We start from the raw sequence: 17,589 nt of genomic DNA, 5'->3' as shown, positions 1-17,589 counted from the left end.
ATTACCGTGCTGAAGATGACCACCAACTATCGACTCTCTCCCGGCGACCTGGCTCCGGAGTTCACGCTGCCCGATTCCGACGGAAAAAGCATCTCGCTCGCCGACTATCGCGACCGTAAAGTGATCGTGTATTTCTACCCTGCGGCGAGCACCCCTGGATGCACAAAGCAAGCCTGTGATTTCCGCGACAACCTGGCCGACCTCGGCGACGCGGGCATCGACGTTATCGGTATCTCGCCGGATAAGCCCGCGAAACTGGCCAAGTTCCGTGACACTGAGAAACTGACCTTCCCGCTGTTGTCGGATCCGGATCGAGCCGTGCTCACCGCATGGGGTGCCTACGGCGAGAAAACCATGTATGGCAAGACAGTTGTCGGCGTCATCCGCTCCACCTTCTTGGTAGACGAACAAGGCAGGATAGAGGTGGCCCAGTACAACGTCCGCGCCACCGGCCACGTCGCCAAACTGCGTCGCGATCTATCGGTGTAGTAAACCCGACGAAAAGCTCGATAGCACAATAACGCCGGGCCGCGCTCGGCCACTACCCTGCGACAGTGCTCAAATCGGCAGCACCTGCTGGATAGCCCACTGCGCCATCAAACGCAGGTGCTCGTCCCACCAGTCCGCGGCCTCAGGGGTGAAGGCGGCGGGGGGCGGGGCTTCACCAGGAAAGAGCAGCGCACCATTAGGCGCGCCCAGCTTAGGGTTAGAAGGAATCCCGGTCCCAGGCACCTGTGGTGCCTGGGTATCCGCATCCGCCTCATTCGCAGTTCCCGCGGCGACCAATGGCACCGGTGCGACCGACGGCACCGGGCCTCTGCCGAAGAAGGCATCCGAACGCTGCCCTGGATACCGCACAGCGGTCGAGGCGGAGCCGGTGCCGGAGTCGAGTGGGCTTGCGATCGGACTGTCCGCCATACTGCGCAGGCTCGAATTCGGCTCTCCCGAGACGGCTCCCACTTCGACTGCCTCGATACTGTCTGCCCTGGCCTCGGCAACAACCACACTCGCCGCCGGATGCGAAGGGCCTTTGAACACATAACCTCCGCCTGCGACCACCCCGCCTGCCAGCACACCGGCCGCCGCGAACAACGCCACCCCACCGCGTGCCCGATACGGCTCGGCTACCGGCTCAATATAGGTCTCTGTTTCCATGCGGACATTCGCCGCGGCACCTGCTGCGGCAGCAAAGGCTGCCAACGTACACGGGAACACCGGCACTCCGAACCCCCCTACCGCAGCCCGCACAGCGGGCTCCCCGGCCTCCGAACCGATCACTGTCACCGCATCCGGTCGTGCCTCGGCCGCATCCAGCTGATCCCATATCGCTGTCATAGTTGTATCCAGTGCTGTCATAGTTGTATCCAGTGACTGCCACGTCGCGCCCACGGCCTGCCCCACCGCCGCGAGCACCCGACGGCGGCCTCGGTCTACCAGGGTGAATGCCTGATATCCTCGAACCACCTCACAGACCAGAAGATTGTCGAAGGCATCGAGCCGAGTCATCATGCCCGCCGCACTCAGGTGAGCCGCCTTCGCCGAAACCATCGAAGCGGTATGCCACGGGCCGGACGCCAACCGAGTCACGATGGCTCGCCGGTGCGCGGTATCCCGGTACGCGACCGCCACACCACCGATCTCCCGATCTGAACCGAGCTGAACAGCCAGTGCGTCCAGCGCGGCCGCTACCGCCGCCGCCACATCTTCCTCGCTGTCCCCAGCTGGTTCCGTTCGATGGGACAGCACCCGCTCGGTCAACTCCTCGCCCTTGGCGAGCGCGACCGCGTGCACGGTGCCGCGTTCGGTGGAAACGCCGAGAGTCACCAAAGATTCAGCTACCACTGCTCACGCCTTCCCTCTGCATATCGACCGGCTCTCCGGCTCGCTATAAGCGGCGATAACACCCCTACTCGGAACACATGTCGAGATAAGCGCATGCTCGATATGTGTTCTATACCACACCTTGTTCGGGTAAGGGGGAAATCGACGCCGCTGGACTCGAAAAGCTGATGCGGGTAACGCAGGCGTGTCCCAGCGGTAGCCTAGATGGGTGGAAGTACGCGCAGAGGCCAGGTCGAAACGCCGTCTGGACCCTGCGTTGGAGCTGCAGGACGACCCGCAAGAGCTCATGCCGCGACGCAGGCCGACGCAGGAACGCAGCAAACGCAAGTTCGACGCCTTACTCCAGGCATCGAGAGAATTGCTCGTCGAGGTGGGGTTCGAATCGTTCACATGCGAAGAAGTGGCGGCCAGAGCCGAGGTGCCGATCGGCACGTTGTATCAGTTCTTCGCCAACAAATACGTCATCGTCTGTGAGCTGAATCGCCAAGATCTGGTTGCTGTTGCCCAGGAGCTAGCCGACTTCCATGGTGAGGTCCCATCCTTGAACTGGCTGCGGCACATGAATCAGTTCGTCGACCACTTGGCCAATCTCTGGATGACCGACCCGTCCCGACGTGAAGTCTGGCTCGCCATGCAGTCCACTCCCTCCACCAGGACAACCGGCGCGATCCATGAGAAACAGTTCGCCGAAGTCGTATCGCAGATGCTGCGACCACTCACCCCACGTACCCCACGGCCTCGGCGCACCATGATGGCCGAAGTGCTGGTGCATGTGGTCTATTCGATGCTGAATTTCTCCGTCCAGAACGGGCAGAGCAACGCGGAAGCGGTCGCCGAACTCAAGCGATTGATGGTGGCCTACTTGCTCGTCGCGGAAAAGGAATCGCGTTCCGGCGAACAGGAGTAGTACGCGATGGTCCCGATGGCAACCGGGACCATCGCGTACTTCAACTGACGCTGTCGCGGCCTTCGATGAGATCGGCCAGCTCGCCCGGATCTTCGAGCACCACCATCGCGGCCGCGATGTCTCCGTCGTGGGTCAGCGACAGGTGCACCCGTACCCGAGGCAGGAATTCGGCGGCGAGGCCGTGCAATTTGATGCTCGGCCTGCCCCATGCGTCATTGATCACCTCGATCAGCGGATAGGGGTTGTCCCCGATCTGTGGGCTGCGGGCGAACCGTGAGGACGCCCATGCCTTCAGCACCGCCTCCTTCGCAGCCCACCGCGCAGCGTAACTGCGCGCCGGGTCGGTCCCTTTACTCTGGCAGTAGCGACGCTCACCTGCTGTGAAACTCTCGCGGAGCATAGTGGTTCCGACGCGATCGAGCTGTTCGGCGAACTCGGAGACAGTCACCAAGTCCAAGCCGATACCGAGAATCGTCATAGGCGGACAGCCTACGATGTGCTCGGCGAGCTGAGAAACGAGCCCCGTGCGGCGAGTTGCCTCGCCGCACCTACGGTTACTCGCATCCCGGCCCACTCGCACGATACGCGCCGTCCTCGGCCAAGTGCGCTTCTGGCGACAGCAGCACATCGGCCTCCAACTGCCGCATCCGTTCGGCCGGTGTGCCTTCTCCACCGAGGCGGCGATCCGTGGGCCGCTCATACAGCGGCGCACCGCCGCACATCGCATCGGCCAACCGCTGCCTGCCCGACAGCTGCCGTTTTTGCGCCCTGCGCTGGTACTCTTCGCGTCGCCCCGGTTCGATGGCCTGAATGAAGGCCTCCGCATGCACCATAGCGAGCAAGCCAGAAACATGTCCGAAGCCGAGCGAGGTCACCAGTCCCGCCTTGAACGGCAACCGGTCGCCGAAGCGCAGCGGCTCACGCACCCACACCAAGTGCGAATACTCGCGCATCTTGTCATCGACGCAATCCAGACTTCGATTCGGAGGCACCACACCGCTTTCCAGCACCTGGCACAATCCGATCAGCTGGAAAGCCGCCGCACCGCCCTTGGAGTGACCGGTCAAGCTCTTCTGCGAGATAACGAACAGCGGGGCGCCATCGGACCGCCCTATCGCGGTGGCCAACCGCTCATGCAGCTCCGCTTCATTCGGATCATTGGCCGCGGTCGCGGTGTCGTGCTTGGAGATCACCGCGATATCGTCGGGCCGCACACCGAGCTTGCGCAGCTCCGTGACCAACCGTGCCTCTGGCCCGCCCCGGCCCGCGCCGAGGGCGCCGAGACCGGGTGCCGGAATCGAGGTATGCACACCATCGGCGAACGATTGGGCATAGGCCACGACACCGAGCACCGGCAGGCCGAGCTCTACCGCGATATCACCACGGGCCAGCAATATCGTGCCACCACCTTGTGATTCCACGAACCCACCACGGCGCCGGTCGTTGGCCCGAGAGAAGTACCGATCACTGATGCCCTTGGCGCTCATAGCCGACGAGTCCGCGGTAGCGGACATATCACTGAAGCCGACAATGCCTTCGATACCGAGATCGTCATAGCCGCCCGCGACCACCAACTCTGCCCTGCCGAGCCGGATCTTGTCGACGCCCTCCTCCACCGACACCGCCGCAGTCGCGCAGGCCGCCACCGGATGCACCATCGCGCCATAGCTACCGACGTAGGATTGCACCACATGCGCCAGCGCCACATTCGGCAGCGCCTCCTGGAGAATGTCGTTCGGACGCGGTTCACCGAGCAGGTTATCGATATACAGTGACCGCATCGAGGACATGCCACCCATACCAGTGCCTTGGGTATTGGCCACCAACGAGGGATGCACCCAGCTCATCAGCTCGGCCGGGCTGAGCCCGGAGCTGATGAACGCGTCCACTGTGCACACGATGTTCCACAACGCGACCCGGTCCACCGAGGCGGCCATATCGGCCGAGATTCCCCACGTCGTCGGATCCCAGCCGGTCGGGATCTGGCCGCCGACAGTACGAGAGAGCTTGGCCCGGCGCGGCACACGGATCTCAGTGCCCGCCTTGCGCATCACGGTCCAATCGCCGGAATCCGCGACCGGCGTGATCACCGTGCGTTCCGGATCAGCGGCATGGAAGGCGCGGGCCTCAGCCTCTCCGCCCACCGTGAACGACAGATCCTGGTCGAGGAAGACCGAGGTCATCAGAGGGATGGAATTGTCGATCATGGCACCGTCGTCCACATAGCGACGCACACCGCAGCGGGCGATCACATCGTCGTGATAACGCTCGGCCAGCTCGTGTTCGGGCACGTAGTCGCCGGAGGCCACGTCGTACCATCCGGGTTTCGGATCGTTCTCCCAAGAGACCATGCCAGTGGTCCAAGCGAGTTCCAGCACACCCGCCGCCGACAGCTCGTCGGAGACCTCCATCTCGAAGCGGGTACGTGCCGAACCGTACGGCCCGAGTTCGCCAGCCCCCACAATGACCACCATATCGGTCAGATCCGCGGTCACCTCGCCCCATTCGGGCATCGGCCGCGCTGAGGTCATGGCAGGCGGTGCGGGCAGTGCCGGGATCGTCTTCTCCGATTCCACTGCGGTCTCGGGCTCCGCCGACGCGGCGGCCTGCTCGGCCAACGCAGGCAGATCCAGCTTCGCCTCGGCCAATCCGCCGGTCAGGTCGATCTTCTGTGGCCCGGTCGCAGTCATGCTCCTGGCCCGTTCGGTGCACCATTTGAGCAGTTCGTCGGCCATCTCGGTGGTAGACCAGGTATGCACGCCCGCCTGCTCGACCGCCGCGACCATCGGGTCGTTGTGGCCCATCAGGCCAGTACCACGCACCCAGCCGATCAACGCATGCACCAGGGTGACTCGACTCGGCCACGACTTCTCCGCCCGCCACTTGGCGACCACCGCGTCCAATGCCGCCTTCGACTCCCCATAGGCGCCGTCTCCGCCGAACATGCCACGGTTGGGCGAGCCGGGCAGCACCACATGCAGTTTCGCGTCCACTTCGTAATCGGCGCCCAGTGCGGACAGACCGCCGATCAGTCGTTCGACCGACCAGAGCAGCACCCGCATCTCCAGCTCCGCACGGGCGCCCGCGTCCGCGAGGTCGCCGGCCACCCTTGGCGCCGCGAACGGAAACATCAGCGTCGGGGACATCGCGTTCTTCACCGTGACCTTCGCCCCGCCCACCTGGTCGACTTGTTCGGTGCCGACCCAGTCGATCAGCGCGTCGACGTCTTGATAGGACGCCATGTTCGCGGGCACGATCCACAGGACCGCGCCATGTCTGGCGTTGTCCCGGTACAACGTCCGGTAGAAGGCGAGTCGGTCGTCGTTCAGCGATGAGGTGGTGACCACCACCGTGGCGCCACCGCTCAGCAGCTTGCCGGTCACCGCCGCGGCAATCGATCCCTTACTCGCGCCGGTGATCACCGCGACTTCAGCAGACCACTGCCCGGGCTCAGCGCCGCTCAGCGCCGCTTCGGCAATGCGCTCATAGTGCCCGGCAAGCATGGATCGCGCCTCGCCCATGGCCCGCTGCCGCCACCATTTCGCTTGCGCGGCAACGGCCTCGCCCGCACCGAGGAATCCTGTGACCGACTCATCTACGCAGATGGCGTCGTCGGCGAGCCAGAGCCGGGCCAGATCCTCACGGGCCGTGGCCCACCGGTCGTCCAGCAACACCGCCTTGCGTGCGTCGAACACCGGTGCGACCAAGCGCGGCCAGTCCGAACCCAATTCAGCCGAGACCAGATCCACCAGCGCGTCGTCAGTCGCCTCCGGCGCGGAAACCTGTTCGGTGAGACCGAGCTGTTCGAGCACGACACGCGCGGCCGTGGCCAGCACACCATCGCGGCCGGTGATCTGATCGGTGAACTCACCGAGGGCAGCCGCGTCGACGGTCGCGCCCCCGCCACCGGCGGCCGTGGGCAGCGACACTGTGACACCGCGACGGGCCGCGACGGCCTGTACCGCGGTATCGATGGCCATGTCGACCGAAGCGGCATCGCTCAGCGCACCAGCAACCAGTCCGCCGAGCTCGCCGCCGCGCACACTCGCGCCTTCCCTGGTGCCCAGCGACACCTCGGCAGTGACGTGGCTGGCCCACCCGTCACCGAGTTCCCAGACTTTGCGCACCCGCTCGGCAATGGCGGCCGGGCGCTTGCCGCTCGGACCGAACACTTTACGCAGATGATCATTGATTGCGTCGGTGAGTACCGAGCCGAATGGTCGATAGGTACGAGCCAATCGCTCTACCGTCACCGACAGCGCCCCCATATCGGCGTCGGCCGCACCGTCGATCGCACCGAGGGAGAGTTCGGAGCCGAGGTCGACGAGCAGCTGATTACGCCGGGAGGAAACGCCGTCGCACAGCCCTTCGATGGTATCCACCAGACCGATCTGGTCCAGCCGCAGCTTGGTCCACAGTGCGATCAGCACGCGAGTGGCATCGGCAGCGGTGAACGCGATGTCTTCCGGACGCGGGCCCGCCGAACTCGGCATCGGCGCGGCGCTCGGCGTGGTGGCGGCAACCGGAGCAGGGACGGCGGGCGCTGACGCCACGGGTTCTTCGGTCGGTTCCTCGGCAGGAGCAGGGTCGGTATCGGTCGAGAACACGATCGCTGCCTCACGCTCGATATTGAGCACCTCGATCGTGGCGCCGCCGAAAGCGGGCAGCTTCAATGTCTGGCTTGCCAGGTTGGCCACCGTCGGTGTCGTACCGAGGCCGATCTCGACGAATCGCTCGACCCCGAGGCCGCCATGCGCGATATCGGTGAACAGCAGATCCTGAGTCTCGATCCAGCGCACCGGACTGGCGAACTGCCAGGCCAACAGCTCGACCAACACCACACGGCACAGCTCGGAGGGACGGGCTGTCCAGCTGTCGAAGTCGGCCAGAATCATTGCGAGCGGTTCGGAGGGCACCAGATCCACGATTTCTTGGATGAATGCCCGATCCAGCGAGAACGCCTTGGGCACCAGGTTCGGTATATAGCGACCGACCAGGATCTCCGGTCGCAGGTCCACGGGCAGCAGTTGCTCGAGCTTGTGCCGGAACTCCGGCACACCCGCGCGCAGCACGGTGGAGTGGAACGGCACGTCGATCCCCGGAACCAGGATGAATGCGCGCTTACCCCCGAATTCCTCTCGGCGCCGATCGATCTCCTCTTCCAGTGCCGCAAGACCCGCCACGGTGCCCGCGATGGCATACTGCGCGCCGCGCAGGTTGAGGTTGACTACCTCGAGGAATTCGCCCGCCCGTGTCGCGACGTCCGCGACGAAATCGATCACCTGATCATCGGGCAGCCCGATCTGCGAAGGGCGGATGGCGGCCATCCGATAGTCACTGCGGCCCTGCGCATCCCGCGGTACCAGCTCATGCATCGCCGAGCCACGCTGGAACACCACTTCGAGCACCGCCTCCAGCGGAAGCACCCCGGCGACGGCCGCGAGCGCGTTGTACTCGCCGACCGAGTGGCCCGCGAGCATCGCACCCTCGACGAACGCTCCGGATTCACGCAGTTCCGCCACCTGGGCGACACCCAGGGTCGCCATGGCGACCTGGGTGAACTGGGTCAGATGCAATACACCGTCCGGATGCCGATGCTCGACGCCGCGCGCCTTCAAATAGGTCGGGTTGTCCCGTACGACGGCGAGGATCGAGAAACCGAGCACCTTGCGGGTGTGCTTGTCTGCACGCTCCCAGACCGCTTTGGCTGCCTTCGATCGGGTAAGGGCGTCCAAGCCCATCCCCTTGCGCTGGATGCCTTGGCCGGGGAACGCGTAAACCGTCTTCGGTGCCGTGGTGCGACCGGTCGCGGTCATCACCAGCTCGCCGCCGCTCCGGCAGGAAACCTCGAGGATCTCACTGCCCGCATCGATCGCGATACGTTCGACGCGCACGTCGATCGGCGTGCCGGGGCGGACCATGCCGAGGAAGCGGGTAGTCCACGCGGTCAATGTCCGTGCGGGAACCGAACTCACCGGATCGACCGCCGATACGACGTGCTGCGCGGCGGCCGACAGCCACATACCGTGCACGATCGGGCTGCCCAGCCCGGCCAGCTTCGCGGCGGAATCGCTGGTGTGGATCGGGTTGTGGTCGCCGGAGACCGCGGCGAAAGCACGCATAGTGCGCGGCGCGATAATACCGACGTCGCGCCGCCGCCTGCGCGGAGTGTCGGTGGCCTTATCGGACACCATGCCCGCGGCACGGGGCGGATCGGTGAGTTCACCCGTGCCGTTGCGTCCGCGGATCGCGAACCGCTCGGTGAGCTCGGCCAGCACCGGCATGGACATACCGGTCTCCGGCTTGTCCAACATAGCGGTGATCCGCACCCGCACCTCGACAACGCGGCCGAGGTCGGTGTCGAGGCTCTGCCCCGCCTCCGCGCGCACCGACAGCACGCTGGTCTCAGCGGGCAGGTCCGCGATGAGCCGGATCTGATGATCGAGGTGCACCAAATCGAGCATGCCCTCGATAACGCTGCCGCCTTCCTCGGTGCGGGCGGCGCCGAGTACCGCGAACACGGCCGGCCAACAAGCACCGACCAGCACGTCGGGCACAATCCGGCCGAGGGTGCTCAGCGTGGCGGGCAGCCCGGAGCCGGTGACGCCGGCGTGATCGGCGATGAGATCCGGTGTCCAGGCCAAGTTCACATGTGCGACCTTGCCCTTGACCTCAGGAAGCTTCTGCCCTGCTGCGACGGCGAGCAGTGCGGCCATGGCCGCGTCGGCATCGGCTTCGGTGATTACCGGAGCGCCGCCTGCGCACACGGAGGCGGGCACAGTGATCCGGATGCGGATCACGTTGCTCGCCGCCAGCGGAACGCTCAGTTCGATGTAAGAGTGCTCCTGCTCGGGTCCGGTGGTTTCGACGAGCGCCGCACCGCTGGGGGGATGCACTGCGGCCTGCCCATCGACGACCCAGTCGGCCGGTTCTCCGAGCCGATGCACCGGATTGATAGTGGTGCGCCCGGCCCACTGGACATCCGGCGCGGCCAGCACGGCATCGATCGGGCCGCTGACAACGCCCGCGGTGCGCCGCGCGTCTACCGAGGTCGGTACCGCGCCTGCGCGCAGCAGCGAGTACGCGGTGTCCTGCTCGAAGCGGTCCAACAGCTCACCGACCGGCTCATCGACCTTGGTGATTCCCGCGACCGAAACCGTGCCGGGGATAACGCACACCTGATCGGCCGAATAGCGCGGATCGTGCGCTTGCCACAGTGAGTCCGAACGCCACCAGCGACGCACATCGCCGTCCACCACCGGTACGAAATTCACTGGCTTGCCCGGGGACTTGCACAGCGATACGAAGAACGAGACATCGGCCGGATGCAGCAGTACCTGCGCCGCGCCCGGATAGCGTTCCTTCAGGGCACACAGCACGGCGACCGGGTTCTCGAAGTCCGCGTCGTCGGCGAACAGCGTGGGGATCTCACCGCGATCGACCGGATGCAGCCGGGACTCGGTGCGGTGCACCATCTCCGCGAATCGCTCGCGCCAGGAAACATCCAGCCACACCGAGCGGGTGGCATCAGCGATGGCATCGCCGAGGTCGCTGCCGCAATCGAAGTCCTTGCGCCGATCCAGGCCGACCGCGAGCTCGATATAGCGCTCCAGCCAGTCTTGGTAGGTCATCGCCGTCAGATCACCGAAATACGGTTTGGCGGTGGCATTCAACGCCGCGATGATCTCGTCCCGACGCGCGGCGACCGCGTCGGCATCTCCGGCCACCTCGTCGAGCAGCCGACCGGTACGCGAAGCGGCGTTATCGATCTCATGGATATCGGCGCCCAGTTGACTACGTCCCGAAGCCATTCCACCGGACGCGGTACCCGCGCCCACCCAATCGGGCGTGCCGGGAGTATCCACCAGCAGCTGCTTGACCTCCGGCGCGGTAGTAGCCTCCAGAGTCGCCATAGCCGCAGTGCCGACCAGCACACCATCCAGCGGCATCATGGGATAGCCGTGCCGCACCGACCATTCACCGGTGAGGTACAGCGTCGCGCGATCGGGGGTTCCGATGCCACCACCGGCACATACCACCACATTGGGGCGGTTGCGCAACTCGGCGTAGGTATCCAACAGCAGGTCGTCCAGGTCTTCCCAAGAGTGGTGTCCACCGGCCCGCCCCCCCTCGATGTGCATGATCACCGGATAGTCCGGAACTTCGTCGGCGATCCGCAGCACAGCACGGATCTGGGCGACGGTGCCCGGCTTGAACGCGATGTGCGAGATACCGACCTCGGTGAGTTCCTCGATCAGAGCGACGGCTTCGGCCAACTCCGGAATACCAGCGGTCACTACAACGCCGTCGAACGGCGCCCCCGCCGAACGGGCCCGCTGCACCAGGCGCTTACCGCCCAGTTGCAGCTTCCACAGATAGGGATCGAGGAACAACGAGTTGAACTGCACCGCCTGCCCAGGGTGCAACAGCTGTTTCAGCTCGGCCACCCGGTCGGTGAAGATCTGCTCGGTCACCTGGCCGCCACCGGCCAGCTCCGCCCAGTGGCCGGCATTGGCCGCGGCGGCGACGATCTTCGCGTCAACCGTGGTAGGGGTCATACCCGCGAGCAGAATCGGCGAACGGCCGGTCAGCTTCGTGAAAGCGGTTTCGACCACGATGCGTCCGGTGGGCAACCGTACTGGCCGCGGCGCGAACGTCGACCACGGAACCGCCTGCTCCGGCGCCGCGCCCGGGGTGAGCAGACTACGCTGCCCGGCCCTGGTCGCGGCGGCGACTATGCCGACTCCGGTGCCTTTCAGCATGCCCGCGGTGACGCGCGACAACAGATCACCCGGTCCCAGGTCCAGCACCCACTGCGCACCAGACTCGATAACGCCCTCGATGGTGTCGACCCAGTCGACCGGATCCACCAGCATCTGCTGCGCCATACGTGCTGCCAGCTCGGCATCCAGACCGCACTGGGCAGCCCAGCCGAATACCAGATCGACGGTATCGGCCAGCGCTGGGTGATGGAACGCCACATCGACAGCCACGTCCTCGAATACCGGAGCGAACACCGCGCCGCCCCGAATCTTCGCGTCCCGTTCCTTCGACTGTTCGTCCTGGATCTGCGCACACCGCTGACGCACCCGCTCCAATTGCGCAGTCGGTCCGGACAACACCACACGCCTGCGACCATTGCGGATCGAAACCACCACGGCCGCATCCGGGTCCACGTCCACACACACCTCGGCCACCACGGCACGCAGCTGCGCGGGATCGACATTCGACACCGCGACCATCGGCGAATGCTTCCCCACCGACATCAACCCACTCCGCCGCGCCACCAAACTCGCTGCCGCACCGACTATCTGAGCAATCGCCAACAACTCCGCATCGCGCGCGCCGCCCGCCTCGACCGCAGCGGTCGCGAGGATTCCCTGCGAATGCCCGATGATCGCGACCGGGGCATGCTCGCCCACATCCAAACCTTGCAGCCGCAACGCCCGCCCGGCCGCTATCTGGGTCAACAACACACCAGGCATGGACACCGCGGCCGAGTACAACATCTGCTCGGACGGCGTCGCAGAAACCCCCTCCGCCTCGGCGAGCTCGTTCTCCAGCATCCAACCGATCGGGTCGAAACCAACAGGGCGCACCACAAGCAATCTTTCCGCAACCGGCTCTAGCAAGGCCTCCGCCTCATTGACCAGTGCGTCCAACTCTGGTTCCAGCGCGCTATCGCGGCCGATCCCCTCCAGCTCGCTCAACCACTGCGCCCCCTGCCCACCGAAGGCAAGCGCATACGGCGCGCCGTCGAGCAGACGATCCAACAGTGGCGACCGCACCTCCTCCGTCGCGGCCTTCCGCGCGGACGCAACCATTTTCGAGCCATGTCCGGCTCCGACTTTGGTGCTCTCGTTGATCGTCAAGACTCTTCGACTTCCTTTTCCGTGCGACATGCCCTGGCGACACGCCGGTCCCTACCAATACGCGGATGATCGCGGATGATCGGCCTGATACAGGCGAGGATGACACAGAATTATGAGGAAATCCTCACGTTTGCCCCTCGATAGCGTCGCTACCGATGAGTATTCAGGTACGAGCGAACCAGAACAATGCGAAACATGACTCTTCCTCATATTCGAACCCGCTGGTCCATCGAGTTACCAACACGTAGGAAACATGAGCTCCCCTCATGTTGCTGGTTTCCAAATTGTTATAAGCCCAGGTGAGGTTACCGACGGGTACGCCACGCCCACCCCATGCTTCGCTATGACCGAAACGCCCGGTAGAGTTTGGACGGTCGTACCATCGAGCGCGAGTGGCGAAAATGGCAGACGCGCCAGATTTAGGTTCTGGTGTCCACGGACGTAGGGGTTCAAGTCCCCTCTCGCGCACAGCTCGGCAACAGGCCCTGCGGGGTGCTGGTTCCGCACCGAACCGCTCCGGATCCGGCACCCACCGGCATCTCTGTCACTGCCTTGTCGCATGGCTCGATGTGCAGCGCATCAAGCGGTTCGTCAGCCCACACCAGACCGAACTCGCCCACATCGATCCCAGCTTCGAAACTGGACTTGCCTGGCCGGTGAACTTTCCTCGCGCAGCCGCACTTCCCTGCGCTTCGGCGCCAAATGGCCGATCAAGCCCGACATCTATATGGTCGGAGCCGGCCCGGCGCGTGGTCTCGTGTGCGGCGGGTCTTCCGTGACGGGCACACCGAAACCTGGTGGGCCGCTGATGCCCAGCTGGGTTGGTGGGAGCCCGACGGGTCGACCCGGCTGGTGGTGGTCACCCGCGACCCGGCCACCCTGCCGGAGAAGTCGACCTGGTACCTGGCCACCGACCTGCCCCGCCCCGGCTCACCCCGCGCGAACGAAAGCGGCTACCCGCCCGCTGTTCTGGCGGAGATCACCCGGATCTACGGATTACGGCACTGGGTGGAACAAAGCTATAAACAGGTCAAAGACGAACTGGGCTGGGCCGATTTCCAGGTCCGCTCCGATATCGCCATCCGCCGCCACCAAACCCTCGTCAACTGCGCGTTCAGCTTCTGCTGGGCACACTGGTTCGACCACCCGGACCCCGCGCACGCCCCGGAGCACACCACATCGGACCGTCCCGGAGAGAGGGGGGCCTCACCCCAGGAGGACCCGAGCACGAATCCTCTGCTGGTCCAAGGCTATCCGAGCAGTCCGCGCCTGGCTGACCCCCTCGCTCACGCTACGACACTGCTGGGCAGCGTGGTCGAACGCGCCCCCACCACCTGAACTACGACAGCTGATCGACACCGTCGACGCAGGCCACGGTCTGCACCTCTACCTCCCAACCTGACCCAACAAACTACCGTTAACTTTAACCAGAGCCAATGCCACCAGCACCGCAATACTTGTCGCTCAGAACCAACTCGTCCCCTTCGCCGGAACAAACCGGGTCTCGAGTAATTTCCGGCTTCACGACCTACCCATACCAACAGCCGAGCTCTACGCACCCGCTCAAGCCAAAGTGCAGCTGCGCATCACACTGCTGCACTTCATCAAACCCGCAGCCTCCCGGCGCGGCTGGAACAGCCGTTAAGCCTACGGCTCGCCACGGACTACGGTTCGTCTTGCGCGGTCCTCTCGAGACTGACGTACAGCATTTCATCGCAAGGGTCAATCAAGAGGCGCGAGATTAGGAAATCGGCGACCGACCACAGAACGGCTCGCGCCATTGGCTGCTCGGCGAAAACAACGCGCGCATGGTTCTCTGCACCAAGACATCTGGGAAGGGTCCGCGGCTGATCTCGCCTAGTGGATCGCATCGCGGTCTATCCTGTCGGGGGCTGATGGAAAAACAACCGCCGCAGCGAGAAGATCAACCAGCCTGTACGCTGTAGCTTCATCATCTCGATCCGCATAAGCACCGAGGTCGACCTCTATACACCGATCGTGGCCAAGATCGCAGTTCCCGCAGCGCTGGGAATCACTCTCCCCTGAGCCAGACGATCGGCGCGTACCGAGGGATTCCGCCGACTACATCTCATCTATCCCGACGACACCTGCGATCAATGCTTCTGCCAGCACATCACGCCCCTCCTCTTCAGCCCGAAGTGCCGTACGTAAAGATACGATGTGCTGTTCGCGTTCTGCCAGCGCGGCAGCGATCGCCCGCTGTTGTTCGATTGGTGGCACAGGAACCTCGAGATCGGCGAGTTCCCGAACGCTCATCGTCGGCGCGACATGCTCCGATGCGGTTGCCTTGATCCGGTCGCCGGTCCGCCGACAGAGCAGGAATTCGAGAAGGTAACCGGAGTCGACCTCGACGTCCTTTCGAACTCGGACACGGGTCAGATTCGAGTCGAACAGCCACTTGTCCATATCTGCGCCGACTATGGCGACATACTGCACCTGCCCGGCTCGAACCGTGAGCAGATCACCAGCGCTCAGGCGGTATTTCGCGAATTCCTGGGCTATTTTCTCGGTGGTGCGGTCGAGAGCGTCGTCGAGGATGCGCCTGGGTTTGAGACTACTGGGTCTGAGCACCGGTACGTCCGCATCATCGCTCGTCAAGATCTGTGATTTGGTGAGTCGGCGCGTGCCCGCCTTGATCTCGCACAGCTCGCCGAGTTTGCGTACTTCCCAATTCGCGGGATACCCGGAAAACAGGGCATCCTCGCGCACGGACAGTAGCTTTACCGGTCGGGGAGCGCGGACCTCCGGAAGCGCCATCTGGGCCGAGTGAGCGGATTCGGTGATCCGCCGGATACTCACTTCGCCAGCGATCTTCTCATCGGCCAGGTAGATGTGTGGTGTCAACCGATAGTTCTGCGCCGCTATTGCGCTGACCGGTACCGCGACCACCCGCGCAGGCCCGATCGCGTGCTCGACTACGACGCTGCGAGATTCCCCTGGAACCAGACCGAAGGGATCCCGCACCAAGGCGGAGATCTGCTCCGCACCTGCGAGCACCGGCCGCTCACGCTCGCGCGTTTTGAACTTCAGCAAGGTCGCATCGACCATCACAATGCGCACCTGGGGTCCTCGACGGCGGGGATGTTCCAGCACCCACACCGTCGTATCTACCGACGACACCGGGAATAGTTCCCTCGGCAGTCTGATGACCGCCCTAACCGCGCCCTGATCCACCAACTCCTTGCGGATCGACTGTTCATGCTCATCCGGTGATATCGCTGCCGACACCGGCATCAACACCGCTGCCCGCCCGTGCTCCGCCGTTGCTTTCAGCGCGACCTGCAGCCAGGCGAAGTTCGCACTGCGCTCCGGCGGCATACCGTAGTCCCAGGTGATAGCGGCTGCTCCCAACTCCTGGTTGAAGGGGGGGTTGACCACCACCGCGTCATTGCGACGCTTCGGAGCCCGCCACCACGGTTCAATGGCGGTGATATTGCTCGAGACCCGATGCCCACGCATGATCAGCGACATCCGTACTCGATGCATCCTGCGCGGATAGTGACCGGACACCTCGACATCGACCCCCTGACCGGAGCAGGCCTCGGCGACAGCACCAACCAGTTCCCCGTGCCGACAATATAGGTCGGCCACCGTCATGGGCGCCCCAGAGAGGGGTATGACGCATCCGGCCATCAATTCCGCCACCGCCTGCGGCGTCGGATAGGTCGACGCATCCCGTCCCTCGGCGGCGGCGAGTTCGCGGTGGATCGCCTCGTATCCCCGCACGCCCAGTTTCGCACAGATGTTCACCAGTCGGCTCATCGCGTCCGGCCGCGCAGGCTCCAGTGCACCCAACACGGTTGCCGCGACTCCGGCGATGCCATGCCTGCGGAGCACCGCGTCGACCTCTGCCACGATAGAAGCCCGTGCGCCCCGGTGCGATTCGATGCGTTCCCATCCGTTCTCATCGACCACCCACACGAAAGTCAACACCAGCACGGCATCCAGCACCGCGACCGAAGCCGTACCGGGGAACCCTCGATAGGCGAGGGCTTTCGCATGCCGCACCGCCGAGGCGGGATCGTCGGGACCGGACCGGAGTGTGACCGGTACGCTCCGGAGCACGAGGTGGCTCCGCAACCGGGCGCCGTACGTGGCTTCGGCATCCCCTTCCACCCGCAGGCTCCGAACCGGAATCGGCCGAGCGTCCAACCAGGTCAACAACTCTCCAACGCTATAGGTCCGAACCCTGCCATAGCGCAGCCCCTCGGGAAAGCCACGACCGCGCCGCCGCCATTTTGCGATAGTGGCCTGGTCGATCTCGATCGCTTCTGCCAGTTCGCTCGCGGTCATCCGCTGGTCGAGTGGAACGTCATTGCTCACCATGGCAACACCGAACGCAGCATCAGCATCGCCACCACCGCGACCGAGGTCAGTGTCGCCGCCAAGAACACCACGAGCAGTGCTTGTTTCCAACCCGCTCGCCCGAACAAGAAGGCGTCAAGGATGGTGCCGATGAGGCCGGGAACAGTGGAGGGACGGTCGGGCCGCGGGGGTTCGAACGGTTCGGTAGACATGATCGCCTCGAAAGTCGTAGTGACGCTGTGTGTCCAAGCCTTCCACGAACACCACACCAGTCTCAATTGGCTAGATGCCTCTTGTATCACAAGAATGCCACGTATGAACTGCTACCAGTAGGGAATTAGTGCAGCTAGATACGCTATCTTCCACGCTTCTGGGCTGTGTAGCTCAACAAATAATCATTTGCGTAGTAATACTACGCAAATGCGGTGCTGGGCCACCTGAACCGTCCGCAACACCAACATCAGCCATCATCGGTCGACCGATCCGAGGTCGCCTACCGCCCAGAACGGGGTCTATCTCGCCGCTGGCCACTCTGGTCGAGCACCGGTGAGCAGAGAGATGAGATACTGGTAGATCCACAATCCCCTGACTGCGGGGATGCGCGGACCCCGGGCGGTGAACAGGGGACGTCACCGGCCTTGG

8 protein-coding genes and 1 tRNA gene are annotated in these 17,589 nt (G+C 64.3%); 4 read left to right on the top strand and 5 right to left on the bottom strand.

Annotated features, from left to right (window positions below):
- The first annotated feature begins 15 nt into the window (after window positions 1-15).
- Window positions 16-489 (top strand): thioredoxin-dependent thiol peroxidase, encoded by a 474-nt coding sequence (bcp, locus tag ACX4ZE_RS00110; protein ID WP_480271172.1) that lies wholly within the window; start codon window positions 16-18, stop codon window positions 487-489.
- A 69-nt stretch (window positions 490-558) separates the two neighbouring features.
- Here the strand turns inward: bcp and ACX4ZE_RS00105 are convergent, their stop codons facing one another.
- Window positions 559-1,842: a hypothetical protein gene (locus tag ACX4ZE_RS00105; protein WP_480271171.1), complete on the bottom strand. Its 1,284-nt coding sequence runs from the start codon at window positions 1,840-1,842 to the stop codon at window positions 559-561.
- A gap of 286 nt (window positions 1,843-2,128) precedes the next feature.
- Here ACX4ZE_RS00105 and ACX4ZE_RS00100 point away from each other — a divergent pair, with 286 nt between their 5' ends.
- A complete protein-coding gene (locus ACX4ZE_RS00100) occupies window positions 2,129-2,749 on the top strand; it encodes a TetR/AcrR family transcriptional regulator (protein ID WP_480271619.1) in 621 nt (206 codons plus the stop codon).
- Window positions 2,750-2,789: 40 nt separating this feature from the next.
- Here ACX4ZE_RS00100 and acpS read toward each other — a convergent pair whose 3' ends face one another.
- Both acpS and ACX4ZE_RS00090 read right to left on the bottom strand, forming a co-directional pair.
- Window positions 2,790-3,227, bottom strand: a complete 438-nt coding sequence (gene acpS / locus ACX4ZE_RS00095) for a holo-ACP synthase AcpS (RefSeq protein ID WP_480271170.1) — start codon at window positions 3,225-3,227, stop codon at window positions 2,790-2,792.
- A 76-nt stretch (window positions 3,228-3,303) separates the two neighbouring features.
- Window positions 3,304-12,621, bottom strand: a complete 9,318-nt coding sequence (locus ACX4ZE_RS00090) for a fatty acid synthase subunit beta domain-containing protein (RefSeq protein WP_480271169.1) — start codon at window positions 12,619-12,621, stop codon at window positions 3,304-3,306.
- 386 nt (window positions 12,622-13,007) lie between these two features.
- Here ACX4ZE_RS00090 and ACX4ZE_RS00085 point away from each other — a divergent pair.
- Both ACX4ZE_RS00085 and ACX4ZE_RS00080 read left to right on the top strand, forming a co-directional pair.
- Window positions 13,008-13,089 (top strand) — tRNA-Leu (locus tag ACX4ZE_RS00085).
- 291 nt (window positions 13,090-13,380) lie between these two features.
- Window positions 13,381-13,959 carry a hypothetical protein gene (locus ACX4ZE_RS00080; protein WP_480271168.1) on the top strand — a complete coding sequence of 193 codons (579 nt, stop codon included), beginning with the start codon at window positions 13,381-13,383 and terminating at the stop codon, window positions 13,957-13,959.
- 744 nt (window positions 13,960-14,703) lie between these two features.
- On the opposite strand, the gene ACX4ZE_RS00075 is transcribed toward ACX4ZE_RS00080, so the two are convergent.
- Both ACX4ZE_RS00075 and ACX4ZE_RS00070 read right to left on the bottom strand, forming a co-directional pair.
- A complete protein-coding gene (locus ACX4ZE_RS00075; protein ID WP_480271167.1) occupies window positions 14,704-16,968 on the bottom strand; it encodes an N-6 DNA methylase in 2,265 nt (754 codons plus the stop codon).
- Entirely contained in the window at window positions 16,962-17,159 is a 198-nt protein-coding gene (locus tag ACX4ZE_RS00070) for a hypothetical protein (RefSeq protein ID WP_480271166.1), read from the bottom strand. Before ACX4ZE_RS00070 ends, ACX4ZE_RS00075 begins: the two co-directional genes overlap by 7 nt.
- Window positions 17,160-17,589 lie beyond the last annotated feature (430 nt).

Source organism: Nocardia sp. TBRC8007 (assembly GCF_056629435.1).
The sequence above is the reverse complement of the archived record's forward strand: the minus strand, read 5'-3'. Positions and strand labels throughout refer to the sequence as shown.